The sequence below is a fragment of the Pectobacterium polaris genome, assembly GCF_002307355.1.
In the GTDB taxonomy this organism is placed as follows: domain Bacteria; phylum Pseudomonadota; class Gammaproteobacteria; order Enterobacterales; family Enterobacteriaceae; genus Pectobacterium; species Pectobacterium polare.
The window spans coordinates 1,444,232-1,467,630 of the sequence record NZ_CP017481.1; the positions used below are offsets into that span (position 1 = coordinate 1,444,232).

Annotated in this window: 20 protein-coding genes, 1 tRNA gene, 3 rRNA genes and 1 pseudogene; 12 read left to right on the forward strand and 13 right to left on the reverse strand. The window is 50.0% G+C overall.

The window, feature by feature from the left end:
* A complete protein-coding gene (locus BJJ97_RS06520; protein ID WP_095993422.1) occupies window positions 1-687 on the forward strand; it encodes a DUF1481 domain-containing protein in 687 nt (228 codons plus the stop codon).
* 71 nt (window positions 688-758) lie between these two features.
* Here BJJ97_RS06520 and purD read toward each other — a convergent pair whose 3' ends face one another.
* Together purD and purH are read right to left on the reverse strand one after the other, a co-directional pair.
* Window positions 759-2,045 (reverse strand): phosphoribosylamine--glycine ligase, encoded by a 1,287-nt coding sequence (gene purD / locus BJJ97_RS06525; RefSeq protein WP_095993423.1) that lies wholly within the window; start codon window positions 2,043-2,045, stop codon window positions 759-761.
* A 17-nt stretch (window positions 2,046-2,062) separates the two neighbouring features.
* On the reverse strand, window positions 2,063-3,652 hold the full coding sequence (gene purH / locus BJJ97_RS06530) for a bifunctional phosphoribosylaminoimidazolecarboxamide formyltransferase/IMP cyclohydrolase (protein WP_095995329.1): 1,590 nt from the start codon (window positions 3,650-3,652) through the stop codon (window positions 2,063-2,065).
* Between the two features lie 604 nt (window positions 3,653-4,256).
* On the opposite strand from purH, the gene BJJ97_RS06540 reads away from it, so the two are divergent.
* The 4 genes from BJJ97_RS06540 to rrf all read left to right on the forward strand — a co-directional run bounded on the left by BJJ97_RS06540 (window position 4,257) and on the right by rrf (window position 9,391).
* Window positions 4,257-5,798 (forward strand): 16S ribosomal RNA (locus BJJ97_RS06540).
* Between the two features lie 140 nt (window positions 5,799-5,938).
* Window positions 5,939-6,014, forward strand: a tRNA-Glu gene (locus BJJ97_RS06545).
* 232 nt (window positions 6,015-6,246) lie between these two features.
* Window positions 6,247-9,155 (forward strand): 23S ribosomal RNA (locus BJJ97_RS06550).
* A 120-nt stretch (window positions 9,156-9,275) separates the two neighbouring features.
* Window positions 9,276-9,391, forward strand: a 5S ribosomal RNA gene (rrf, locus tag BJJ97_RS06555).
* The 16S, 23S and 5S rRNA genes sit together here with 1 tRNA gene alongside, the layout of an rRNA operon.
* 280 nt (window positions 9,392-9,671) lie before the next feature.
* Here rrf and BJJ97_RS06560 read toward each other — a convergent pair.
* The 7 genes and pseudogenes from BJJ97_RS06560 to BJJ97_RS06590 form a co-directional block, all read right to left on the reverse strand.
* Window positions 9,672-10,433: an amino acid ABC transporter ATP-binding protein gene (locus tag BJJ97_RS06560; protein ID WP_095993424.1), complete on the reverse strand. Its 762-nt coding sequence runs from the start codon at window positions 10,431-10,433 to the stop codon at window positions 9,672-9,674.
* Window positions 10,434-10,441: 8 nt separating this feature from the next.
* Window positions 10,442-11,536: an amino acid ABC transporter permease gene (locus tag BJJ97_RS06565; RefSeq protein ID WP_095993425.1), complete on the reverse strand. Its 1,095-nt coding sequence runs from the start codon at window positions 11,534-11,536 to the stop codon at window positions 10,442-10,444.
* A 9-nt stretch (window positions 11,537-11,545) separates the two neighbouring features.
* Complete coding sequence (locus BJJ97_RS06570; RefSeq protein ID WP_095993426.1) at window positions 11,546-12,724, reverse strand: amino acid ABC transporter permease; 1,179 nt, start codon at window positions 12,722-12,724, stop codon at window positions 11,546-11,548.
* Window positions 12,725-12,790: 66 nt separating this feature from the next.
* The gene (locus BJJ97_RS06575; protein WP_095701260.1) at window positions 12,791-13,816 is read right to left on the reverse strand and encodes an amino acid ABC transporter substrate-binding protein; all 1,026 of its coding nucleotides are present in this window, start codon (window positions 13,814-13,816) and stop codon (window positions 12,791-12,793) included.
* A gap of 375 nt (window positions 13,817-14,191) precedes the next feature.
* Window positions 14,192-14,857 (reverse strand): amino acid ABC transporter permease, encoded by a 666-nt coding sequence (locus BJJ97_RS06580; RefSeq protein ID WP_095993427.1) that lies wholly within the window; start codon window positions 14,855-14,857, stop codon window positions 14,192-14,194.
* An 89-nt stretch (window positions 14,858-14,946) separates the two neighbouring features.
* Complete coding sequence (locus BJJ97_RS06585) at window positions 14,947-15,714, reverse strand: amino acid ABC transporter substrate-binding protein (protein ID WP_095701262.1); 768 nt, start codon at window positions 15,712-15,714, stop codon at window positions 14,947-14,949.
* A 156-nt stretch (window positions 15,715-15,870) separates the two neighbouring features.
* Window positions 15,871-16,268 (reverse strand): annotated as a pseudogene (locus BJJ97_RS06590) (winged helix-turn-helix transcriptional regulator).
* A 136-nt stretch (window positions 16,269-16,404) separates the two neighbouring features.
* On the opposite strand from BJJ97_RS06590, the gene BJJ97_RS06595 reads away from it, so the two are divergent.
* The 5 genes from BJJ97_RS06595 to BJJ97_RS06610 all read left to right on the forward strand — a co-directional run bounded on the left by BJJ97_RS06595 (window position 16,405) and on the right by BJJ97_RS06610 (window position 20,070).
* Window positions 16,405-16,917 (forward strand): nuclear transport factor 2 family protein, encoded by a 513-nt coding sequence (locus tag BJJ97_RS06595; protein WP_181374396.1) that lies wholly within the window; start codon window positions 16,405-16,407, stop codon window positions 16,915-16,917.
* An 84-nt stretch (window positions 16,918-17,001) separates the two neighbouring features.
* Window positions 17,002-17,976 carry an aldo/keto reductase gene (locus BJJ97_RS06600; protein ID WP_264372065.1) on the forward strand — a complete coding sequence of 325 codons (975 nt, stop codon included), beginning with the start codon at window positions 17,002-17,004 and terminating at the stop codon, window positions 17,974-17,976.
* A 29-nt stretch (window positions 17,977-18,005) separates the two neighbouring features.
* The gene (locus tag BJJ97_RS22360; RefSeq protein WP_264372088.1) at window positions 18,006-18,191 is read left to right on the forward strand and encodes a hypothetical protein; all 186 of its coding nucleotides are present in this window, start codon (window positions 18,006-18,008) and stop codon (window positions 18,189-18,191) included.
* A gap of 259 nt (window positions 18,192-18,450) precedes the next feature.
* Complete coding sequence (locus BJJ97_RS06605) at window positions 18,451-19,596, forward strand: endonuclease/exonuclease/phosphatase family protein (RefSeq protein WP_095993428.1); 1,146 nt, start codon at window positions 18,451-18,453, stop codon at window positions 19,594-19,596.
* 69 nt (window positions 19,597-19,665) lie between these two features.
* Entirely contained in the window at window positions 19,666-20,070 is a 405-nt protein-coding gene (locus BJJ97_RS06610; RefSeq protein ID WP_095993429.1) for an ASCH domain-containing protein, read from the forward strand.
* A 308-nt stretch (window positions 20,071-20,378) separates the two neighbouring features.
* Here BJJ97_RS06610 and BJJ97_RS06615 read toward each other — a convergent pair whose 3' ends face one another.
* From BJJ97_RS06615 to BJJ97_RS22040, 3 genes are all read right to left on the reverse strand, one after another.
* Window positions 20,379-20,822, reverse strand: coding sequence for a hypothetical protein (locus BJJ97_RS06615; protein ID WP_095993430.1), 444 nt, complete (start codon window positions 20,820-20,822; stop codon window positions 20,379-20,381).
* Window positions 20,803-21,741 (reverse strand): endonuclease/exonuclease/phosphatase family protein, encoded by a 939-nt coding sequence (locus BJJ97_RS06620; RefSeq protein WP_095993431.1) that lies wholly within the window; start codon window positions 21,739-21,741, stop codon window positions 20,803-20,805. Before BJJ97_RS06620 ends, BJJ97_RS06615 begins: the two co-directional genes overlap by 20 nt.
* A gap of 461 nt (window positions 21,742-22,202) precedes the next feature.
* Window positions 22,203-22,388, reverse strand: a complete 186-nt coding sequence (locus tag BJJ97_RS22040; RefSeq protein ID WP_157910772.1) for a YlcI/YnfO family protein — start codon at window positions 22,386-22,388, stop codon at window positions 22,203-22,205.
* Window positions 22,389-22,574: 186 nt separating this feature from the next.
* Between BJJ97_RS22040 and BJJ97_RS06630 the strand changes: the two genes are divergently transcribed.
* Together BJJ97_RS06630 and BJJ97_RS06635 are read left to right on the forward strand one after the other, a co-directional pair.
* Window positions 22,575-22,763 carry a host cell division inhibitor Icd-like protein gene (locus BJJ97_RS06630; protein WP_095993433.1) on the forward strand — a complete coding sequence of 63 codons (189 nt, stop codon included), beginning with the start codon at window positions 22,575-22,577 and terminating at the stop codon, window positions 22,761-22,763.
* Window positions 22,756-22,947: a hypothetical protein gene (locus BJJ97_RS06635; RefSeq protein ID WP_095993434.1), complete on the forward strand. Its 192-nt coding sequence runs from the start codon at window positions 22,756-22,758 to the stop codon at window positions 22,945-22,947. Before BJJ97_RS06630 ends, BJJ97_RS06635 begins: the two co-directional genes overlap by 8 nt.
* A gap of 133 nt (window positions 22,948-23,080) precedes the next feature.
* Here the strand turns inward: BJJ97_RS06635 and fis are convergent, their stop codons facing one another.
* Entirely contained in the window at window positions 23,081-23,377 is a 297-nt protein-coding gene (fis, locus tag BJJ97_RS06640; protein WP_005975342.1) for a DNA-binding transcriptional regulator Fis, read from the reverse strand.
* Window positions 23,378-23,399: the final 22 nt, after the last annotated feature.

Genomic DNA, 23,399 nt, shown 5'->3' on the forward strand with positions numbered 1-23,399 from the left:
ATGCCGGTTAAAAGTTTAAGCAGAGGGGCGTTTTCGCCCCTTTTGCTTTTACGACGTTTGTGTGGCGCAGGCCTCGTGCTGATAGCCGTGATAGCCTGCAGTAGCCGCACCGCACCGCCGGACGTTTTCGCCAGCGGTTACGTTGCCGATCGTGGTGTTGTGCGTTTGTGGCGCAAGGATGATGCGCAGAACACGACGGCGCTGACCACCGTATACAACCCGCTTCAAGGCAATGCTCTGGTGGTGACGCGCTATACGTTCCAGCAGGATAAGCTACGCGAGATACAGCGTAATCAGCTCGGGGCGCAACAAGAAGATATGCGTTTGCGCTTTGCAGAAGATGGCACTGTCAGCTTTATGCAGCGACAGCTTGCCGAAAGACGTGAATCGGTTTCTGATGATGAAATCGCGCTCTACCAGTTTGATGCTAAGCGCATGCTGGAATTGAGCGATGTATTGCGTGCAGGCAAGGTGAGATTAAAGCAAGGAAAATGGCTGGAAGGGCAGGTGCAGTCTTGTGACGGTACGGTGGTTCGCCCTGATTTTGACAATGACTCGCGTGAATGGATCGCGCAGCAAAAAGCGCATGCAACGCGCCCGCTAAACGTCGCGTGGCTGGAAGCGCCAGAAGGGACGCAGTTATTGCTGGTGGTGGAAGATGATGTCTGCCAGTGGCAGCCGAAATAGCCATTAGCTATAAAAAACCCGGATTTCTCCGGGCTTCAGTATTTATCAGACAATCGTTATCGCATTGTTTATCAGGCTTGCTCGCGCTCAATAGCACGGTAGCCGATGTCTTTTCGACAGAATACCCCTTGCCACTGAATACCTGCTGCTATTTCATAAGCGCGTTGTTGTGCTTCAGCGACGGTATTGCCTAATGCAGTGACGCACAGTACACGGCCGCCGTTGGTCACGACATCAATGCCGTTCAACTTGGTGCCAGCATGGAAGACTTTGCCATCTTCGGCATCCTGCTGCGGTAAACCAGAAATTACATCGCCTGTATTGTAGTCAGCCGGATAACCGCCTGCTGCCAATACCACGCCCAAAGACGGACGTTCATCCCAGACTGAATCTTTCTGATCCAGCGTGCCGTCACAGGCCGCCAGACACAGTTCCACCAGATCGGAGCGCAGGCGCAGCATAATTGGCTGTGTTTCTGGATCGCCAAAGCGGCAGTTGAATTCGATCACTTTTGGTTGACCATCGGCAGAAATCATCAGACCGGCATACAGGAAACCGACGTAGGTATTTCCCTCTGCGGCCATGCCGTTGACGGTCGGCCAAATCACTTGATCCATCACGCGCTGGTGGATTTCATCGGTCACGACCGGCGCTGGCGAATAAGCGCCCATACCACCGGTATTCGGGCCAGTATCTTTATCCCCAACGCGTTTATGATCCTGGCTGGTTGCCATCGGCAACACATTCTTGCCATCCACCATCACGATGAAGCTGGCTTCTTCGCCATCAAGGAACTCTTCCACCACGATACGGTGTCCGGCATCGCCGAATGCATTCCCCGCCAACATATCCTGAATGGCGTTTTCTGCTTCCTGCAACGTCATGGCGACAATCACGCCTTTACCAGCGGCTAACCCATCAGCCTTGATGACGATCGGTGCGCCTTTGCTGCGGACATAGGCCAGCGCGGGTTCAACTTCGGTGAAGTTCTGGTATTCCGCCGACGGAATATTGTGGCGTGCCAGAAAATCTTTAGTAAAGGCTTTAGAGCCTTCTAACTGTGCAGCGCCCTGCGTTGGGCCAAAGATTTTTAGACCTGCGCTCTGAAATGCATCGACAACACCGATAACTAACGGTGTTTCCGGGCCAACGATGGTCAAATCGATGTGATTTTCCTGCGCAAAAGCGACTAACGCTGGAATATCAGTGGCGGCGATATCGACGTTGGTCAGCGCCGTCTCAAGCGCGGTGCCCGCGTTTCCTGGAGCAACATAAACACGTTTCGCCAGCGGTGACTGTGAGGCTTTCCAGGCTAGCGCGTGCTCGCGTCCGCCATTACCAATTACTAAAATGTTCATTTCGGTCAGCTCCAGAATTAATGGCGGAAATGGCGCATGTCGGTAAAGATCATCGCAATGCCGTGTTCGTTGGCGGCAGCAATGACTTCATCATCACGAATCGACCCGCCCGGTTGGATCACGCAGGTAATGCCAACGGCCGCAGCGGCATCAATACCATCACGGAATGGGAAGAACGCATCAGACGCCATAGCGGAACCTTTTACTTCTAGCCCTTCATCGCTTGCTTTGATACCGGCGATTTTCGCTGAGTAAACGCGGCTCATCTGGCCAGCACCTATACCGATGGTCATGTTGTCGCGTGCGTACACAATCGCATTGGATTTAACGAACTTAGCCACTTTCCAACAGAAAAGGGCATCACGTAATTCCTGTTCGCTCGGCTGACGCTCGGTCACGACACGCAGTTGAGACGCATCGACCATGCCCAGATCGCGATCCTGTACCAGCAAACCGCCGTTGACACGTTTGAAATCCAGCCCAAGAACGCGCTGTTGCCAGCTACCACTAGTCAGGACGCGTACGTTCTGTTTGGCTGCAGTCACCTTCAACGCTGCCTCGCTGGCAGATGGGGCAATAATGACTTCGACAAACTGGCGGCTAATGATGGCCTGCGCCGTCTCTTCATCCAGCTCGCGGTTGAAAGCGATAATGCCGCCGAATGCAGATGTTGGGTCGGTTTTATAGGCACGCTCGTAAGCATCAAGAATTGAGTCGCCAATCGCTACGCCGCACGGATTCGCGTGTTTAACGATAACGCAGGCCGGTTCGGCAAATTCTTTCACACATTCCAGCGCCGCATCGGTATCGGCGATGTTGTTATAAGACAGCGCTTTGCCTTGTAACTGTGTAGAGGTGGCGACAGAGGCCTCGTGAATATTCTCTTCTATATAGAAGGCAGCTTGCTGATGGCTGTTTTCGCCGTAACGCATGTCCTGCTTTTTGATGTAGTTCAGGTTCAACGTGCGCGGGAAGTGGCCCGATGGCTTATCGGTATCGCCGTGGTAAGGCGGAACCAGTGCACCAAAGTAGTTGGCAATCATACTGTCGTAAGCGGCAGTGTGCTCGAAGGCTTTGATCGCTAAATCGAAACGGGTTTCGTAGGTCAGTGAACCTTCGTTGGTGTCGATTTCATTAATGATGGCACTGTAGTCGCTGCTCTTGACCACGATAGCCACATCTTTATGGTTCTTGGCGGCGGAGCGAACCATCGTCGGGCCACCGATATCAATATTCTCAACCGCATCTTCTAACGTGCAGTTCTCACGAGCGACGGTCTGAGCAAACGGATACAGATTCACAACGACGATATCAATGGGTTTGATGTCGTGTTGCGTCATGATCGCATCATCTTGATCGCGACGTCCCAGAATGCCGCCGTGTACTTTCGGGTGCAGGGTCTTCACACGCCCATCCATCATTTCTGGGAAACCGGTGTAGTCAGAGACTTCAGTCACCGCTAAGCCAGCATCGGCCAGCAAACGTGCGGTTCCACCAGTTGAAAGGAGCTCGACGCCACGGTGGGACAGAGCTTGAGCAAATTCGACAATACCTGCTTTGTCAGAAACGCTGAGCAGAGCGCGGCGAATTGGACGGCGTTGTTGCATGATGATGTTATCCCCTGGATTTGGGTAGTCAGTAAAGAACGGTATGTGAATATCGTCTTTGTCAGAGCCATAATTGCGGAATAAAGAGAAATATTCAGTTAGCGTTCGCAGAAATACGACGATTTTGAACGGGGTGAATTGTAGCGAAAACGTTTGCGTGATGCTCGTCAATTTTTGAATAGAATGCTTTCTGTGGATAAGTTTGTGCAAAAATAGGTATAAAGCGGGGTTTTGCTGTGGAATGCAGCAAACAGTCATTTTTCTTTAAAACACCTATTGCGGCCTGACGAGAAGTCCCTATAATGCGCATCCACTGACACGGCAACAGCGACACGCGGTTGGGGTGTCAGTAAAAAGATTCAATGAAGCAGTCAGTAATGACTTGACTTTAAAGCGGATTAGCATAGTATATGCAGCCCGCGCCACCGATGATGTGGCACCGCTCTTTAACAATATAATCAGACAATCTGTGTGGGCACTCACAAGACCGTATCTTAACGATATAAAAAGTCTTGAAGAGTGAACAACAGTGAAATTCATTACGAATAAACAGTTACTAATTCTTTGAGCATCGCTGACGAGTTCAGCAAATCAAACAAATCTTAAATTGAAGAGTTTGATCATGGCTCAGATTGAACGCTGGCGGCAGGCCTAACACATGCAAGTCGGGCGGTAGCACAGAAGAGCTTGCTCTTTGGGTGACGAGCGGCGGACGGGTGAGTAATGTCTGGGAAACTGCCTGATGGAGGGGGATAACTACTGGAAACGGTAGCTAATACCGCATAACGTCTTCGGACCAAAGAGGGGGACCTTAGGGCCTCTCGCCATCGGATGTGCCCAGATGGGATTAGCTGGTAGGTGAGGTAATGGCTCACCTAGGCGACGATCCCTAGCTGGTCTGAGAGGATGACCAGCCACACTGGAACTGAGACACGGTCCAGACTCCTACGGGAGGCAGCAGTGGGGAATATTGCACAATGGGCGCAAGCCTGATGCAGCCATGCCGCGTGTGTGAAGAAGGCCTTCGGGTTGTAAAGCACTTTCAGCGGGGAGGAAGGCGACAAGGTTAATAACCTTGTCGATTGACGTTACCCGCAGAAGAAGCACCGGCTAACTCCGTGCCAGCAGCCGCGGTAATACGGAGGGTGCAAGCGTTAATCGGAATGACTGGGCGTAAAGCGCACGCAGGCGGTCTGTTAAGTTGGATGTGAAATCCCCGGGCTTAACCTGGGAACTGCATTCAAAACTGACAGGCTAGAGTCTTGTAGAGGGGGGTAGAATTCCAGGTGTAGCGGTGAAATGCGTAGAGATCTGGAGGAATACCGGTGGCGAAGGCGGCCCCCTGGACAAAGACTGACGCTCAGGTGCGAAAGCGTGGGGAGCAAACAGGATTAGATACCCTGGTAGTCCACGCTGTAAACGATGTCGACTTGGAGGTTGTGCCCTTGAGGCGTGGCTTCCGGAGCTAACGCGTTAAGTCGACCGCCTGGGGAGTACGGCCGCAAGGTTAAAACTCAAATGAATTGACGGGGGCCCGCACAAGCGGTGGAGCATGTGGTTTAATTCGATGCAACGCGAAGAACCTTACCTACTCTTGACATCCACAGAATTCGGTAGAGATACCTTAGTGCCTTCGGGAACTGTGAGACAGGTGCTGCATGGCTGTCGTCAGCTCGTGTTGTGAAATGTTGGGTTAAGTCCCGCAACGAGCGCAACCCTTATCCTTTGTTGCCAGCGATTCGGTCGGGAACTCAAAGGAGACTGCCGGTGATAAACCGGAGGAAGGTGGGGATGACGTCAAGTCATCATGGCCCTTACGAGTAGGGCTACACACGTGCTACAATGGCGTATACAAAGAGAAGCGACCTCGCGAGAGCAAGCGGACCTCATAAAGTACGTCGTAGTCCGGATTGGAGTCTGCAACTCGACTCCATGAAGTCGGAATCGCTAGTAATCGTAGATCAGAATGCTACGGTGAATACGTTCCCGGGCCTTGTACACACCGCCCGTCACACCATGGGAGTGGGTTGCAAAAGAAGTAGGTAGCTTAACCTTCGGGAGGGCGCTTACCACTTTGTGATTCATGACTGGGGTGAAGTCGTAACAAGGTAACCGTAGGGGAACCTGCGGTTGGATCACCTCCTTACCAAAAAAGATGTGTGTTACGTGAAGTGCTCACACAGATTGTCTGATGAAAATACTGAGCAAGCGCACCTGTTGATGTCATGAGTGTAGACTCATGCTGACGCGAGCGTGCCGGGTTTATGACCTGGTGCGGATTTTTGTGTCCCCATCGTCTAGAGGCCTAGGACACTGCCCTTTCACGGCTGTAACAGGGGTTCGAATCCCCTTGGGGACGCCAATCCGATAATGAGTGAAAGACATTATCATGAATATCGTAAAGATGATTCTCTGGAGTCATGTTTACGATATTGCTCTTTAACAATCTGGAACAAGCTGAAAATTGAAACATGACAGCTGAACACACCTTGATACCTGCGGGTAGGAAGGGCGTGTCAGTGTGTCAATGAGTATCTCAAATAATCGCAGCGCGACAGTGACTTTGATTTATCAAAGACACCTTCGGGTTGTGAGGTTAAGCGACTAAGCGTACACGGTGGATGCCTAGGCAGTCAGAGGCGATGAAGGGCGTGCTAATCTGCGATAAGCGTCGGTAAGCTGATATGAAGCGTTATACCCGACGATACCCGAATGGGGAAACCCAGTGTGTTTCGACACACTATCATGATGTGAATACATAGCATCATGAGGCGAACCGGGGGAACTGAAACATCTCAGTACCCCGAGGAAAAGAAATCAACCGAGATTCCCCTAGTAGCGGCGAGCGAACGGGGAGGAGCCCAGAACCTGAATCAGTTTGTGTGTTAGTGGAAGCGTCTGGAAAGTCGCACAGTAAAGGGTGATAGTCCCGTACACAAAAATGCACAGGCTGTGAGTTCGATGAGTAGGGCGGGACACGTGACATCCTGTCTGAATATGGGGGGACCATCCTCCAAGGCTAAATACTCCTGACTGACCGATAGTGAACCAGTACCGTGAGGGAAAGGCGAAAAGAACCCCGGCGAGGGGAGTGAAATAGAACCTGAAACCGTGTACGTACAAGCAGTGGGAGCCTTGATTAATCAGGGTGACTGCGTACCTTTTGTATAATGGGTCAGCGACTTATATTCTGTAGCAAGGTTAACCGAATAGGGGAGCCGCAGGGAAACCGAGTCTTAACTGGGCGTTAAGTTGCAGGGTATAGACCCGAAACCCGGTGATCTAGCCATGGGCAGGTTGAAGGTTGGGTAACACTAACTGGAGGACCGAACCGACTAATGTTGAAAAATTAGCGGATGACTTGTGGCTGGGGGTGAAAGGCCAATCAAACCGGGAGATAGCTGGTTCTCCCCGAAAGCTATTTAGGTAGCGCCTCGTGAACTCATCTTCGGGGTAGAGCACTGTTTCGGCTAGGGGGTCATCCCGACTTACCAACCCGATGCAAACTACGAATACCGAAGAATGTTATCACGGGAGACACACGGCGGGTGCTAACGTTCGTCGTGAAGAGGGAAACAACCCAGACCGCCAGCTAAGGTCCCAAAGTCATGGTTAAGTGGGAAACGATGTGGGAAGGCACAGACAGCCAGGATGTTGGCTTAGAAGCAGCCATCATTTAAAGAAAGCGTAATAGCTCACTGGTCGAGTCGGCCTGCGCGGAAGATGTAACGGGGCTAAACCATGCACCGAAGCTGCGGCAGCGACACTTAGGTGTTGTTGGGTAGGGGAGCGTTCTGTAAGCCGTAGAAGGTGGCCTGTGAGGGCTGCTGGAGGTATCAGAAGTGCGAATGCTGACATAAGTAACGATAATGCGGGTGAAAAACCCGCACGCCGGAAGACCAAGGGTTCCTGTCCAACGTTAATCGGGGCAGGGTGAGTCGACCCCTAAGGCGAGGCTGAAAAGCGTAGTCGATGGGAAACAGGTTAATATTCCTGTACTCGGTGTTACTGCGAAGGGGGGACGGAGAAAGCTAGGTTATCCGGGCGACGGTTGTCCCGGTTTAAGCGTGAAGGTGGATGACTTTGGTAAATCCGGGTCGTCATTAACACTGAGGCGTGATGACGAGTCACTACGGTGATGAAGTAACCAATGCTACGCTTCCAGGAAAAGCCTCTAAGCTCCAGGTAACATCAAATCGTACCCCAAACCGACACAGGTGGTCAGGTAGAGAATACTCAGGCGCTTGAGAGAACTCGGGTGAAGGAACTAGGCAAAATGGTGCCGTAACTTCGGGAGAAGGCACGCTGATGGTAGGTGAAGTGACTTGCTCACGGAGCTGAAATCAGTCGAAGATACCAGCTGGCTGCAACTGTTTAATAAAAACACAGCACTGTGCAAACACGAAAGTGGACGTATACGGTGTGACGCCTGCCCGGTGCCGGAAGGTTAATTGATGGGGTCAGCCGCAAGGCGAAGCTCTTGATCGAAGCCCCGGTAAACGGCGGCCGTAACTATAACGGTCCTAAGGTAGCGAAATTCCTTGTCGGGTAAGTTCCGACCTGCACGAATGGCGTAATGATGGCCAGGCTGTCTCCACCCGAGACTCAGTGAAATTGAACTCGCTGTGAAGATGCAGTGTACCCGCGGCAAGACGGAAAGACCCCGTGAACCTTTACTATAGCTTGACACTGAACCTTGAGCCTTGATGTGTAGGATAGGTGGGAGGCTTTGAAGCGAGGACGCCAGTTCTTGTGGAGCCAACCTTGAAATACCACCCTTTAATGTTTGATGTTCTAACGTGGGCCCGTAATCCGGGTTGCGGACAGTGTCTGGTGGGTAGTTTGACTGGGGCGGTCTCCTCCCAAAGCGTAACGGAGGAGCACGAAGGTTAGCTAATCCTGGTCGGACATCAGGAGGTTAGTGCAAAGGCATAAGCTAGCTTGACTGCGAGAGTGACAGCTCGAGCAGGTGCGAAAGCAGGTCTTAGTGATCCGGTGGTTCTGAATGGAAGGGCCATCGCTCAACGGATAAAAGGTACTCCGGGGATAACAGGCTGATACCGCCCAAGAGTTCATATCGACGGCGGTGTTTGGCACCTCGATGTCGGCTCATCACATCCTGGGGCTGAAGTAGGTCCCAAGGGTATGGCTGTTCGCCATTTAAAGTGGTACGCGAGCTGGGTTTAGAACGTCGTGAGACAGTTCGGTCCCTATCTGCCGTGGGCGTTGGAAGATTGAGAGGGGTTGCTCCTAGTACGAGAGGACCGGAGTGAACGCACCACTGGTGTTCGGGTTGTGATGCCAATTGCATTGCCCGGTAGCTAAGTGCGGAAGAGATAACCGCTGAAAGCATCTAAGCGGGAAACTTGCCTCGAGATGAGTCTTCCCTGGGCACTAGATGCCCCTGAAGGGCCGTTGAAGACGACGACGTAGATAGGCTGGGTGTGTAAGCGTAGCGATACGTTGAGCTAACCAGTACTAATGACCCGAGAGGCTTAACCTTACAACACCGAAGGTGTTTTGAGACGACTCAAAAAACAATACTCAGCTTGTTCAAAGATTGGTTCTGATGGTTGTGCGAGCGCGTAAGCAACGTATAACGGTTGGAATGAAACAGAATTTGCCTGGCGGCGATAGCGCGGTGGTCCCACCTGACCCCATGCCGAACTCAGAAGTGAAACGCCGTAGCGCCGATGGTAGTGTGGGGCTTCCCCATGTGAGAGTAGGGAACTGCCAGGCATCAAACAAGTGGAAAGCCCCTGTCGAAAGACAGGGGCTTTTTGCTATGGGGAATTTTGGTGTTAGCTGCAATAGATTTGCTCACCGTTGTGCACTTATTTAGATGTATCAGGTAGATAGCCGTAGCAAATACGGGACATAGAGGCTGTTTTCGGATGCAGAAACTTCCCTACCTCATTCAGCTCGCGTTAGTTATACGATAACGCGAGCTGTAAGATCCATCATAATGGCGATGTTGGGGAAGGCCTGCGTAGGACACACGCAGGCAGGATGCTTCAGATTAGTGCAGGATTTGTGAGAGAAATGCCTGAGTACGCTCTGAACGAGGGCTGGAGAAGAAGATATCCGGTGGGGCTTGTTCTACGATCTCACCTTGATCCATAAAGATCACCCGATCAGCGACGGTTCTCGCGAATCCCATTTCATGCGTGACGCAAAGCATCGTCATTCCATCCTGAGCCAGCCCAAGCATAGTATCTAGCACCTCTTTTACCATTTCAGGATCTAGTGCAGACGTCGGCTCGTCAAACAGCATAATCTTGGGCTTCATGCACAGTGAACGGGCGATGGCCACACGTTGTTGCTGGCCTCCAGATAGCTGCCCAGGAAATTTATGCGCATGTGCGGCAATACGCACGCGTTCCAGATAGTGCATTGCCAACTCTTCCGCTTCTTTTTTCGGCGTATGGCGTACCCAGGACGGTGCTAGTGTGCAGTTCTGCAACACAGTTAAGTGCGGGAAAAGATTGAAATGCTGAAAAACCATGCCGACTTCAGTACGAATTTTTTCGATGTTGCGTAAATCATTATTCACTTCGATACCATCAACGACAATCCGCCCTGCCTGATGTTCTTCAAGATGATTAATACAGCGTATGGTGGTTGACTTCCCCGACCCGGAAGGGCCGCACAGTACAATTCGTTCCCCTTGCCTGACCTGCAGATTGATGTCTTTAAGCACATGAAATTGCCCGTACCACTTATTCACATTCTCTAAGGTAATCATGTGATCGGTTGATTGAGTTGATGCAGTCTGATTCATGGATGGCCTCAGTGTGACTTGTGTCCGGTGTTAAAACGATTTTCCAGATGTTGGCTATAGCGCGACATGCTGAAACAGAAAATCCAATAGACCATTGCGGCAAAGACATAGCCCTCCGTCGACATGCCCAGCCAGGTGGGGTCGACCGTTGCCTGTTGGATACTGCTGAAGAGATCGAAAAGGCCGATGATGATCACCAGACTGGTGTCTTTAAAGAGAGAAATAATGGTATTCACCAGACCTGGGATAACCATTTTTAGCGCTTGCGGGAGGATGACCAGCCCTTGCATGCGCCAATAGCCTAAGCCCAGGGATTCAGCGGCTTCATACTGTCCTTTCGGCAGTGCCTGCAAGCCACCGCGAACCACCTCGGCGACATAAGCGGACTGGAATAAAATAACGCCGACTAATGCCCTCAGCAGTTTATCGATCGTGGTGCCTTCCGTTAAAAATAGCGGCAGCATCACGGATGACATAAAAAGTACGGTGATTAACGGTACACCACGCCAGAACTCGATGAACACGACGGAAAGCATACGGACAATTGGCAGCGTGGAACGGCGACCTAATGCGAGCAAGATACCAAGTGGTAGTGCACCCGCGATACCCACTGCAGCGATGATCAGCGTCAGCGTTAGGCCGCCCCATTGATAGGTTTCTACTCTACTTAGCCCGCCAAAGCCGCCGTAAAGTAACCACCAGGCGATAAGCGGATAAGTCACTGCCCAGACGGCAAGATAGCGTCCGCGATAGGGGATGTTTTTCAGGAACATCGGCAGAATGCTGAGTAACCCGATGGCGAGTGCGAAGTTGATGCGCCAGACTTCCGCCGCTGGATACAACCCATACATGAAATGACCAAATCTGGCATGGATGAAGACCCAGCAGGCCCCATCACGCGTACAGTCATTGCGGGTTGTGCCGATCCAGTTCGCCTGAAAGATTGTCCAGTTGAGCAGCGGCGGTATGGCAATCCACAGTAGCCAGAGGCAAAACAGCGTTAACAGGCTATTGCCGATACTTGAGAAGAGATTACGCCGTGCCCACTGCATCGCTTTGAACAGAGGGGACTGACGGCCTTGCGTATAATGGTTCATCGTCATGACGTCCCCTTAGCGTTCGACTAACGCAATTTTGCGGTTATACAGATTCATCAGTAGCGAGATCAGCAGGCTGATAATGAGGTAAACCGACATGGTAATGGCGATGGTTTCAATCGCCTGACCGGTCTGATTCAGCACGGTTCCTGCGAACAGCGACACCATATCGGGATAGCCAATGGCGGCAGCCAGCGACGAGTTCTTCACAATATTGAGGTATTGGCTGGTCAGTGGCGGAATGATGACGCGCAGAGCCTGTGGAAGGATCACTTTGCGTAGCGTAACGGGATTCGGTAAGCCGAGAGAACGCGCGGCTTCGTGTTGACCGTGGGAAACCGATTGAATGCCTGAACGAATGATTTCGGCAATAAATGATGACGTGTAGACCGACAGAGCGACGGTTAACGCCGCCAGCTCAGGGATCAGCACCATGCCGCCGCGAAAGTTAAACCCCTTTAATTCCGGCATATTCCAATGAAAGGCGGGGCCGAAAATCAGGTGGCTGAGTGTGCACAGCACAAGTAACAAGCCTAACGTCAGCGGCCAGGTTTTGCGCGGTTGACCTGTTAAGGCGTGATAGCGCTGGTTACGTCGAAATACGCGCCATGTCACGACCGATACGATCAGCAGAGAAAGAAAAAATGCTGCGGCGCCCGGTCCCATTTCAGGGGATGGCAGATAAAAGCCTCGGTTGCTGAGGAAGGCGACATCAAACGCGCTGATTGACTGGCGTGGCCCCGGTAGATTCCGCAGTACGGCAAAATACCAAAAAAAGATCTGCAACAACGGCGGAATATTGCGGAATATCTCAATGTAAATGTTGGATATTTTTCGCAGTAGCCAGTTGTCAGACAGTCGTGCCAGGCCAACAGTGAAGCCGAGAATCGACGCCAACACGATACACAACGCCGAGACCAGCAGCGTGTTGAATAACCCAACAAGAAAAACGCGGGCGTAGGTGTCACCTTGTTGATAGTCAATCAGGTGCTGGACGATGCCAAAGCCGGCGCTTTTATTTAGAAAATCGAAGCCAGAGGTAATGCCCCTCTGTGCCAGATTGGTCACGGTGTTGTGCAACAGGTAGGTTGCGACAGCCAATACAGCGATAACAACGACAATTTGATACAGCCAGGCGCGCACCGCTGGATTAGTCAGTGATAAATCACCTTTTACGGTTGGGCGTTGTAGCATGCTTGAACCTCGAAACGGGGGTACTGAAGGGCGCAGCAATCCACTGCGCCCGGGGTTTTCTGATAATTAACGTACCGCTGGCGCGTACTGGAGACCGCCTTTGTTCCACAGTTCGTTCAGGCCACGCTTAATTTTCAACTCGCTGCCCATACCGACATTACGTTCAAAGATTTCGCCGTAGTTACCGACCTGTTTGATGATTTTGAATGCCCAATCATTCGGTAATTTGAGATCTTTGCCGTAGCTGCCTTCGTGACCCAGCAAGTGGGACATATCTGGCGTGGTAGGTTTTGCTGCCAGCTGATCGACGTTTTTCGAGGTTACACCCATCTCTTCAGCATTCAGCATGGCGAACAGTGTCCAGCGTACGATCGCGAACCACTCTTCATCACCACGGCGCACCACTGGGCCCAGCGGCTCTTTGGAAATCACTTCTGGCAGGACGATGAATTCAGCAGGTTTGCTCAGCTTGATACGCAGTGCGTACAGCTGTGACTGGTCTGATGCCAGCGTATCGCAGCGGCCAGACTCCAGCGCTTTGGCGCTTTCATCAGAGCGGTCGAACGTGACGGGGGTGTACTGCATTTTATGGGTTTTGAAATAGTCAGCGACGTTCAGTTCGGTATCCGTACCCGCCTGAATGCAGACGGTTGCGCCGTCCAGCTCTTTTGCGCTGGTTAAGCCCGCTTTGTTGTGCGTCAGGAAGCCGATGCCGTCGTAGTAGGTCACGCCGGTAAAGAGCATGCCCATGCCGCTGTCACGGGAAGACGTCCAGGTGGTGTTACGTGATAGCACATCGACTTCGGCGGATTGCAGCGCAGTGAAGCGTTCTTTTGCCGTCAGCGGTGTGTATTTAACTTTATTGGCATCGCCGAATACGGCGGCGGCAAGGCCGCGGCATACATCGACATCAATACCGGAGTATTTTCCGCTGGCGTCCGCATAGGAAAAGCCGGGCAAGCCATCACTGATACCGCATTGCACAAATCCTTTCTTCTGAATGGCGTCCAGCGTTGCACCCGCATGGGCTTGATTGATTGCGGCAAAGAGTGACGCGCCAGCAACCAGAGTAGAAATCACTATTCTTTTCATAATCATCCTAGCGTCTAGAGTTATCTGCTGTTGTTGCAGTACACAGTTGTGTTGCGGTGCACAATGAGGTGCACCATACCTGTCTGTCGGTATGCCGACGTGAGCAGAGCAAAGCAAATAAAATGCCAATTTTCTATTTGCTTGATAATGAAGACGAAAAGGAATGCTTATTGATCTAAGTAGGTAATTCTAATTGGGTATGTGCGCACCGTGACAAATGCAAAGAGGCTGATGCGCCCTCTTTTAGTGCGTCGAAATGGAGATCGTGAGGCATCTCAGGTTTGCCAGCGATGGGATTGCCCGTTGAATAGGGAGAGGTCGGGAACGCGGTAATGTCATCAGCCCAGCGGATGGCGTGGGCTGATGCGGGAGGCATTAGTGCGTGATGTGGCGCTGATAATACTTTTCGAGCTTTACCTGTAGCTGGCTTAGCACGGTACTAAACATCAGGTAAATCAGCGCAGCCTCGACGTACAGAATCAAGGGTTCATAGGTAACGGAAACGATGCGCTGAGCGGACAAGAACATCTCCGGCACGGTGATCACGGCGGCCAGCGACGTATCCTTGATTAAGGAAATAAACGTATTGGAGAGCGGTGGCAGCGAAACGAAAACGGACTGCGGGAAGATCACCCAGCGAATCGCCTGCTTGCCATTCATACCGAGAGAATAGGCGGCATTCCATTGGCCTTTCGGGACAGACAAGATGGCTCCGCGCACGATCTCCGAGCTATAGGCACCCACGCTGATGGTGAAGCCAATGAGTGCGGCAGGGAAGGCATCCAGAGTGATACCCGCGCTGGGTAGCCCATAAAAAATCAGGAAAAGCTGCACCAGCAATGGTGTGCCACGGATAACCCAAACGTAGAAATCCCCCAGCCATTTCAGCGGCTTTGGGCCATAAAGGCGAACCAGCGCGGTGATAATGCCGAGAGTTAAGCCAAAGATGAAAGACAGAATAGCCAGAGGGACGGTAAATTTAAGTCCCGCAGACAGCAGACTCCAGAAGGAGTCTGCCATGAGTTGTAGCCAAGGCGGCATGAAAACGAGCTCCGATAACGGTATGCGCTAATCACAGAGCGCGCTGATGACCATCATATTGAGGACAACGCGCTCTGATAACAGTGCGATTATTGAGAAACATCCTCCCCGAAGTATCGCACAGATATCGTTTTATAGGTGCCGTCTGCTTTAATTTCATCCAGAGCTTTATTCAATGCTTCCACCAGTGGTTCCTGATTTTTACGCACCAGAATCGCGGAAGGCTCACCATCTTTTGAGGTCGCTGCGATCTTCACGTTGGCATCCGGTTTTTGCTTTTTGAAATCCAGGAATGACAGATTGTCGTTTAACGTGGCGTCGGCACGGCCGCTGAGCACCAGATCCAGAGACTGGTTAAAACCGTCCGTCGGCACAATGTCCGCACCGTAGCTGGTGGCTTGCTTAGAGTAATTACTGGTCAGGCTCTGGGCAGATTTTTTGCCTTTCAGATCGCTAAAATCTTTGATGGTGGTGTTATCGCCACGGACAACCAGCACCGCTTTGGAATCGATATAAGGCTTGGAGAAATCATACTTGGCCTGACGCTCTTTGGTTACGCCAACCTGATTGATGACCGCATCGTAGCGCTTGGCATCAATACCGGCGATTAACCCGTCCCAACGTCCTTCAATAAACTCGGCTTTCACGCCGAGCTTTTCTGCCACCGCACGGCCAATATCCACATCGAAGCCAACCAGCTGGCCTGATTTATCATGATAGGTATAAGGCGCGTAGGTGCCTTCCGTGCCGATCTTGATAACCCCTGCGGACTTGATGGCGCTAAGGTCATCTGCATGAGCGAATACGCTGGTAGCAAGCAGGGCGCTGGTCAGTAAAGCAAAACGTATTTTTTTCATTATGAATTCCTGTGAGTGGTGTGCAGTGATGCGCTTATAACTTTTGTTAATAAAGAATCTACGCGACAAAACATCTGTTTATAAATCACGTTGTGTGATGGTTTATATCAGAAGTGAATATAGTGGCTTTGCGTCGTTTTGGCGATGTTGCTCACCTTACTGCGTGAACAGACTATCCGCTTCATTTGAGGTGTTTTGGGCCTGTAAAATGGAGGGGAGATTGCCCTCTATCCATAGGGCCAGCCCCTCGACAAGTTTGCTCACTTCTCTGCCCATTGGCGTTAACGAGTAATCGACATGCGGCGGGATAACGGGATGTGATACGCGCAAAACAAAACCGTCATGCTCCAGCGTTTGTAGCGTTTGCGCCAGCATCTTTTCGCTAACGCCGCCCACTGTTCGCCGTAGTTCACTGAATCGATAGGTTCGCTCACGCAGTGCCAACAGCACTAATACCCCCAGCGGCTCGTCACATCGCGCAGAATGGTTCGTGATGGGCACGCTTCCGCCATAACGTCAGCGCAGGTAAAACATGGTGAGGATTCTGTCGTCATGTGTCTCTCCTGATTCAGTCATATAACACTAACTTTTTGGTGCGTACTTGTAAAAAAGTTAACTACACCGTAATTATCCCCAATGTTATTTCCTGATACCACCGATTCCCTACCACTAAATAGCAAGGTGATTTTTATGATAAAGACGCTGTTCCTGACGGCAACACTGGGATTAAGCCTAACGATCGGCTCCGTATACGCTCAAACACCAACGTCTGTTTCCCGTAACCCTGAGGCGTTGTTTACCAGTCCAGACCCAGCACTAAACGCAAACAAGCAGGTGGTTTACCGTATCCTCCGCGAGCTGCTTGACGCAGGCCATTGGGAGAAAGCCGATGAGCTCCTGTCTGCTGAATACTTACAACATAACCCGAATGCACAGAGCGGCCGTGACGCGGTTGTTGATTACTTTACCAAGGTGCTCAAGGTTAAGCCTCAGCCGCTCCCTGAACGGCTAAATATGAAAATCATTGCCGTGGTAGCGGAAGGCGATCTGGTTACGGTGCTTTATCCGCGCACCGTTCGTGACCCGAAAGCCGCAGGGGGTTCCTATACCACAACATGGTATGACACGTGGCGTATTAAAGACGGTAAAGCGGTAGAGCATTGGGATCCGGCGTTACTGGGAGAAGCCCCTGATTTACGTTGAATGAAAAGGCAGTCTTACGCAGTTTTTCTGTCGTGGGTATCGCGCAATCAATCATCAATAGGCATCGACGAAGAGGTATTCAGTATGGAACGCAGAAATTTTCTGAAGCTGGCTGCTGGAAGTGCCGCTCTTGTGGCAACAGGGCGTGCGTTTGCTCAAACGGATAATGCGAATGGGGTTATTTCAGCTTTTCAACCTCTGACGGTGCAGGGAACGGTGTTGCCGACGCGCGGCAGGGTTACAGGTACGGCATTACCACTCAATGCTCCTGCAACGAAGGATATCCGCTATCGGACACCTTTCCGCTTCGGTATGGGGGGCACACAGATTGGCAATATTTTCGCCCCTATCAGTGATGAGCAGGCACACTCTACGCTACAAGCCGCGTGGGACGGCGGTGTTCGCTACTACGATACTTCACCTTTCTACGGTCACGGCCTTTCTGAACATCGGCTCGGGAGGTTCCTGCGTGACAAGCCGCGCGATCAATACCTTGTTTCTACAAAAGTGGGGCGTATTTTTCATCCCAGTCGAACGCCGCTGCCTGATTCACTATGGGCGGACAAACTCAACTTTTCTTATGAGTATGATTACACCGCGGCAGGCGCCCGACGCTCTGTTGAGGACAGTCTGCAACGGTTAGGGTTGTCCAGTATTGATATCGTCTACATCCACGATCTCAGCCCAGATAATACAGAATTGCCTACGCCTTGGACGACATCATTTGAGATTGCGCGTAACGGTGCGATGGCTGAGCTGGAACGGATGCGTTCGGAAGGGCTCATCAAAGCCTGGGGGTTCGGTATCAATCGTGCTGACGCTGCCGTGATGGCGGCGGAGTTGGACAAGGGGCCAACTCCGGATATTGTTTTACTTGCCTGCCAGTACAGTATTATCGACCATCAGGAAACACTGACAAAAACGTTTCCGGCTTTGGCGAAAAAAGGCATTACGGTGACGGTTGGTACGCCGCTTAACGACGGTTTTCTGGGGGGAGAAATCGTTACCACTTCAGCAATGATCTTCCTCCTGGCGTCGTTGAGAAGCGGGCTCGTTTAGCTTCTATCGCGGATCGGCACGGTATTGACATTCGTACTGCTGCGCTTCAATTTGCTGCTGCGCCACCTATCGTATCGGCCATTATTCCTGGTGCTCGTGTTCCTGGGCAGGTCGAAGCCAATATCCAGTCGATGAAGGTGAGTATTCCCAAAGGCTTTTGGGATGAGCTCAGGGAACAGAAGTTAATCACGGCCGATGCGCCGATACCCACCTGATTTTGATAAGAAGCATCAGATCGTCGCATCGGGTTTGTTGAATACAAACGGTGGTAATAGGGCTGTTGAGCAATGCGCCTTCACCAGGGCAATTACCTATTATCACCGTTCTATATGGTGGGTTTTATCATCACGCATTTTTACGTTATATGCTGTGATGTAACGGTTTAAAGATAAACACCCTAGCGTGGTTGTCACAATAGAAGCCTACTCTTAAAGAGGACTATTGCTTCTGTCGTTATCCGTTAAGGAGACAACAATGAAAATCCGCATCGCCAGCTATAACGTTGAGAACCTGTTCCACCGTACCGCGATTCTCAATCTCCCTGATTCCCAGCAGATCGATGCTTTATTGCAACAGGTCAGGCAGCTTCAGCACCTTCTCGAACAGCCCCAATACGATGATGCCCTGAAAGATCAGGTGTTCCGCCTGTCTATCGCACTGCGGCCTTATATTGATATTCGCACTGATGCAGGCACGCTGGGGCGATGGAAAAAAGAGGACGCTGGCACCGGATTCAGGATCAATAAAAGCTGCCGCGGTCGTGGGGATTGGATCGGCGAAATCGTCTTTAAGGCGCAGGAGTTCAGCAGTCAGCAACGTAAGAATACGGGCAAGATTATCTCCCTGCTTAACGCCGACATTCTGTGCGCCGTTGAAGTCGAAAACATGGATGTCCTGCGTGATTTCAACAATCAGGTGCTGGGGGAAAATAAATTCAGCCAGTTCGTGATGATCGACAGCCCGAACGATCCACGCGGCATTGATGTTGCCTGCCTGACGCGTTATCGGATTGCCCAGATCCGCACGCATATTTTTGATGCTGGAAAGCGCTTTGATCCGGTCTTTAGCCGCGATTGCCTTGAGGTCACGCTGGATGCTGGCCTCAAACAGCCGATTTATATTCTGTGTAACCATTTCAAAAGTCAAAGTGGTCAAACAGAAGAAGAGCGGCTGCGTGGGGCGGAGAAGCGCCGCGATCAGGCTGAACGCGTCGCAGAGATTGTCCAACAGACTTACGATCTCAAGAAGGACTACGTGGTCATTCTTGGCGACTTGAACGAAGATTCGTCCAACCCCTGGCACAGTTTGGCTCCGCTGTTTTCTTTGTCGGATCTGCACCCGGTTATCGACCCTGAACGCCCGGAAAAAGAGCGCTACACCTATTATTTCGCTGGCGGAAAGAAGGGCGCGCGGTTAAATCAGCTGGACTATATTTTCCTGTCTGCACCGCTGCATCAGGCGGTGGTGGAGTGGGGAGTCGAGCGTCGGGGGATTTATAATATCGACAAGATTGCCGCCAAAGAGGGCGCTGAACCCGTTACGCCGCTACCGGAAGTCACCTCATGGGATACGGCTGCGTCCGACCATGCCGCGCTCTGGGTGGACGTGGATATTACCTGATCGCTCCTTTACGGCTATGATTGCGTGAAGAAAACAGAGCAATCATAGCCGTATAAAACGAGGAAGATAATGAGTCATAAACAAGGATTAGATAAATACCCAGACGCGCTGCGCTGGTCATTTGGTGACAGCCCCGAGCTGGCAGATGAGCTGCTGCAACTGGTGCGGGAAGGGCATAAAACGGCAACCTGTAGCTCGTATCACGCGTTCAAAAATGAAGAAACGCCGCAGGTCGGCGATTACAACATTGTTCTGGACGGTGCCGGGCAGCCTTCCTGCGTCATTCGGACGCGCTCGCTAACGCTGGTGCGCTACTGCGATGTGACTGCTGAGATGGCGGCGAAAGAGGGCGAAGGCGATAAAAGCCTGGCTTTCTGGCAGCAAGCGCATCAGGCGTTTTTCGAACGAGGAGGCTCTTTCGCCCCAGATATGCTGCTGGTGTTTGAAGAATTTGAGCTGGTTGAGGTGTTTTGATTCTGGATTAGCTGCTGATAAACCCGACCGTGTTTTATAGCAAGGTGCCGTTTTGGGAAAAAAGGGCCACGACAAGGTCGTTTTTTAGCCAATTGATTGCTGGCGTAGAGCCCTTTTTCTTTCCTAAACCAAGCGGTTATATACTCCGTACAGGTGTGTATGGAAGTAATCAGAACAATACACAGACAACATGGTCGCTCCTTAAACAGCTTATGGACAGGTATTCCGCTCAATGGAACGAAATACCATGTTAAGCTCAGGATTCTTAATGTGGGATAATTGCTGAACTCCAAACAGATCTCTATCAATTAAAATGGATTTTTTTTGAGTTTTATTGCTGTTTCAAGGAAGCTTTTCTGAGATATGACGAATGAAACGGCTTCGGTAATACCTTCTTGTGTTGTTAGACTTGTATTCTTTATTTTATTGTATGTAATGCTTATTGTTTCTGACTTTTCATCAATCTCCCATGAGCCTGTTACTTCAGCTTTTAATTCGTTAGTTAAAAAAATGAACCCTTTAGAATCATCATGGTTAAATTGCAATGTAAATATTATTGCACTCATTTCAGATGCTAGGTTTTCATTTCCTAGTTTTATCCGCAAATCTAACTTGCGCTGGCCTTGCAGCGCATTGTTGAGCGATTCGCTAGCTAGCGCGAGTATTCTACTAAATTCTGATTTTATCTGAGATAATTTATTTATGTTTCCCAATGATTCATTTATGATTTTATCAAATGGATTTTCGCTCATTTTTGTTTATCTCTATAACAATTGGTAAATGGTCAAGTAATACGTTCTTGTCGTATACTAGCTTGAATATTTCATCGCTTACAAATATTTTTGTTTCTTTTTCGTTCACGATCCAAGGGCCATCCTTTATGAATGATGAAGATACGTGTATATGGTCAAAAACCGCACAACCGATCTCTGAATGACGATTACCGTTAGATAAAAATGTTCCAAACCCCATAGGTTCGCTTGTGTGTGTCAGGTCAAATAGATCTGTATGTTGGTTATGGAAGTTGAAGGATAAGTTATATAACCGCGTTGAATTCTTTAACGCGTAGTATTTATTGTTATATGAGCAAAGATTTGTTTCATTTATTGTTTCATAAGGCGACATATTATAATCACCAAGTAATATAACTTGCCTCCCTTGTTTTATTTTCTCTACGCTTTCACGTTTTAATTGTTCTGCTGCATCTTTATGTCTGAATTCATACCCTGGCGTTAATTTTGACGGCCAGTGAGATACTATTATTGAAATGGAATCATCATATTCTGCATCGCTCCCTCGGACTGAAACATCGAAAAGGATCCCTGTTTTTGTATTATTCCCTTTTCGATGATCTTCATCATCCATGTTGTTATGAATTATGTAGTTTTTTAGAGTTGCAGATGATTTTTTTTCATTATATAAGGCGCAGATATCAAATTTAATATTACCACTTACCTTCTCCGTTCCTCTTATTAGCTTAACAGAAATATCGCTAAAATATTTTTCTATTCTAGTGTCAAGAGTAAAGTCGTCGTCAACCTCACATATGAATACAATATCTAGTGAATGATTGATAATCATAGAGCTCAGTGCTTCCACTATAAGAGACTGATAATCTGGGTTTTTCTCTGCTTTATGTTTCAGTCCTGTATTCCAGAAAGATATTTTCATTCTCTATTTTTTCTTAGCGTCTTGTTTATATTTCAGCATTTTCCGTGAAAATAAAAACCGCCTTTTCGGGCGGCTTTTATTATACTCAAGAGTTTGCGTCACTATGTGTCGAGGTAACTAGCTTAGACTTAGAGGAGTCCCGTCACCAAAACTTGTATTCTCAGTTTAGCCTTAACTGGCGCATAAGTTCAAGACTAGCTCCTCTATATCAGTTATCAGTTATCAGTTATCAGTTATCAGTTATCAGTTATCAGTTATCAGTGTCGTTTGTCGTGTCTTTTCGGTTTAGACTCAAATCGATAAATATCGAAATGGGGGCAGCAGTCGGACTGAACGGGCATCGTGTATACAGTAGGCTGGTACATCATTTGTGAATCGGACCAAGTCTATGAACGTCCGCTGTTGATCTGCCTGTCGGACTAAGCACTAGCTCGTACAGTCTACACTAGCCGTAATAACGCTCAGTCTTTGGATTCATCTTTGGGCTGCTTACACTGGCGGCGTTTGATCTCGCTTTTTACAGCGGTGATGATGAATTGCGCCTTTGTCTCGCCAGCTTCAAGGCTACTTTCCATTTCAGCAACAACATCGTGCGGGAACCGTGCATTCAACTGCTGTGACTTGTTGTTAATTGAACCCGTTGCCATTGCTGGATCTCCATGCGCTAAGTGCGATTCAGTATACGTAAAAATAATTCTAAAAAATACCTTGAGGTGCGATTCACTTGGGCGTAATGTTAGCTCCATAGGTGCGATTCACCTATGAAATGCGAAGCCCGGCAGTGTTGGAGCACTAACCGGGCCTCTAACCACAATGTTATTGGAGCTAACACTATGGCTGATATCCAGTCTACCCAAACTCGCCCCGAATTTCAGTATCGCTTTCTTGCTTTGGGAATCTCTTCCCAATGTATCGTGCATATTATCGCTACCACCGAACGTCAGGCGCGGGAACATTCTCCTGATGGCTATGTGATGGTCTTCGCTGGTCGACTGCCAACTCAGGAGGTGTGCCATGTTTGATAACACGCCGTTAGAACCCGAAGAAGCACTCGATCAGTGTCGTGCGTTGGCTTACGCCATTGTCGAATTGGACAATCCAGAATCGAAAGAGATTTTAACGTTCGTGTTAGCGGAACGGCTTGATAACCTGCATCGACTCTTTCATGCGGTGGAGACAGATACACAAGAAGGGATGAGTCATTAACGACGGATTTCTCATCTCACAGACGCAATCTCATACTGTCTGTGCTAAGGCTGCTGCCTAAATATAGGGCAAAGAAAAAGGCGCTTAACCCGAAAGGTAAAGCGCCTTTTTTCAAATGCTTAACTGATTAGTATCAGTTCATGCCGTATTTTTTCAATTTCTTACGCAGAGTACCGCGGTTGATGCCCATCATCAGGGCAGCGCGGGTTTGGTTACCGCGGGTGTATTGCATCACCATGTCCAACAGTGGCTGTTCAACTTCAGCCAATACCAGCTCATACAGGTCACTTACATCCTGACCGTTCAATTGAGCAAAATAGTTCTTCAGTGCCTGTTTAACCGAGTCGCGCAGGGGTTTTTGGGTTACCTGAGCCTGAGAGTTTACAGTGGAAACGGTCAGTACGTCAGAATTCACGCGTTGTTCGAACATAGTTCTGTCAGCTCTTTTTCTG

Coding starts and splice junctions, on each gene's coding strand:
- BJJ97_RS06635 (WP_095993434.1), top strand. CDS start 22,756: ATGTTTGATAACACGCCGTTAGAACCCGAAGAAGCACTCGATCAGTGT.
- BJJ97_RS06575 (WP_095701260.1), bottom strand. CDS start 13,816: ATGAAAAGAATAGTGATTTCTACTCTGGTTGCTGGCGCGTCACTCTTT.
- purH (WP_095995329.1), bottom strand. CDS start 3,652: ATGCAACAACGCCGTCCAATTCGCCGCGCTCTGCTCAGCGTTTCTGAC.
- BJJ97_RS06560 (WP_095993424.1), bottom strand. CDS start 10,433: ATGAATCAGACTGCATCAACTCAATCAACCGATCACATGATTACCTTA.
- BJJ97_RS06620 (WP_095993431.1), bottom strand. CDS start 21,741: ATGAAAATATCTTTCTGGAATACAGGACTGAAACATAAAGCAGAGAAA.
- BJJ97_RS06600 (WP_264372065.1), top strand. CDS start 17,002: ATGGAACGCAGAAATTTTCTGAAGCTGGCTGCTGGAAGTGCCGCTCTT.
- BJJ97_RS06630 (WP_095993433.1), top strand. CDS start 22,575: ATGGCTGATATCCAGTCTACCCAAACTCGCCCCGAATTTCAGTATCGC.
- BJJ97_RS06570 (WP_095993426.1), bottom strand. CDS start 12,724: ATGCTACAACGCCCAACCGTAAAAGGTGATTTATCACTGACTAATCCA.
- BJJ97_RS06610 (WP_095993429.1), top strand. CDS start 19,666: ATGAGTCATAAACAAGGATTAGATAAATACCCAGACGCGCTGCGCTGG.
- BJJ97_RS06615 (WP_095993430.1), bottom strand. CDS start 20,822: ATGAGCGAAAATCCATTTGATAAAATCATAAATGAATCATTGGGAAAC.
- BJJ97_RS06585 (WP_095701262.1), bottom strand. CDS start 15,714: ATGAAAAAAATACGTTTTGCTTTACTGACCAGCGCCCTGCTTGCTACC.
- BJJ97_RS06520 (WP_095993422.1), top strand. CDS start 1: ATGCCGGTTAAAAGTTTAAGCAGAGGGGCGTTTTCGCCCCTTTTGCTT.
- purD (WP_095993423.1), bottom strand. CDS start 2,045: ATGAACATTTTAGTAATTGGTAATGGCGGACGCGAGCACGCGCTAGCC.
- BJJ97_RS06595 (WP_181374396.1), top strand. CDS start 16,405: ATGATAAAGACGCTGTTCCTGACGGCAACACTGGGATTAAGCCTAACG.
- BJJ97_RS06605 (WP_095993428.1), top strand. CDS start 18,451: ATGAAAATCCGCATCGCCAGCTATAACGTTGAGAACCTGTTCCACCGT.
- BJJ97_RS06565 (WP_095993425.1), bottom strand. CDS start 11,536: ATGACGATGAACCATTATACGCAAGGCCGTCAGTCCCCTCTGTTCAAA.
- fis (WP_005975342.1), bottom strand. CDS start 23,377: ATGTTCGAACAACGCGTGAATTCTGACGTACTGACCGTTTCCACTGTA.
- BJJ97_RS22040 (WP_157910772.1), bottom strand. CDS start 22,388: ATGGCAACGGGTTCAATTAACAACAAGTCACAGCAGTTGAATGCACGG.
- BJJ97_RS06580 (WP_095993427.1), bottom strand. CDS start 14,857: ATGCCGCCTTGGCTACAACTCATGGCAGACTCCTTCTGGAGTCTGCTG.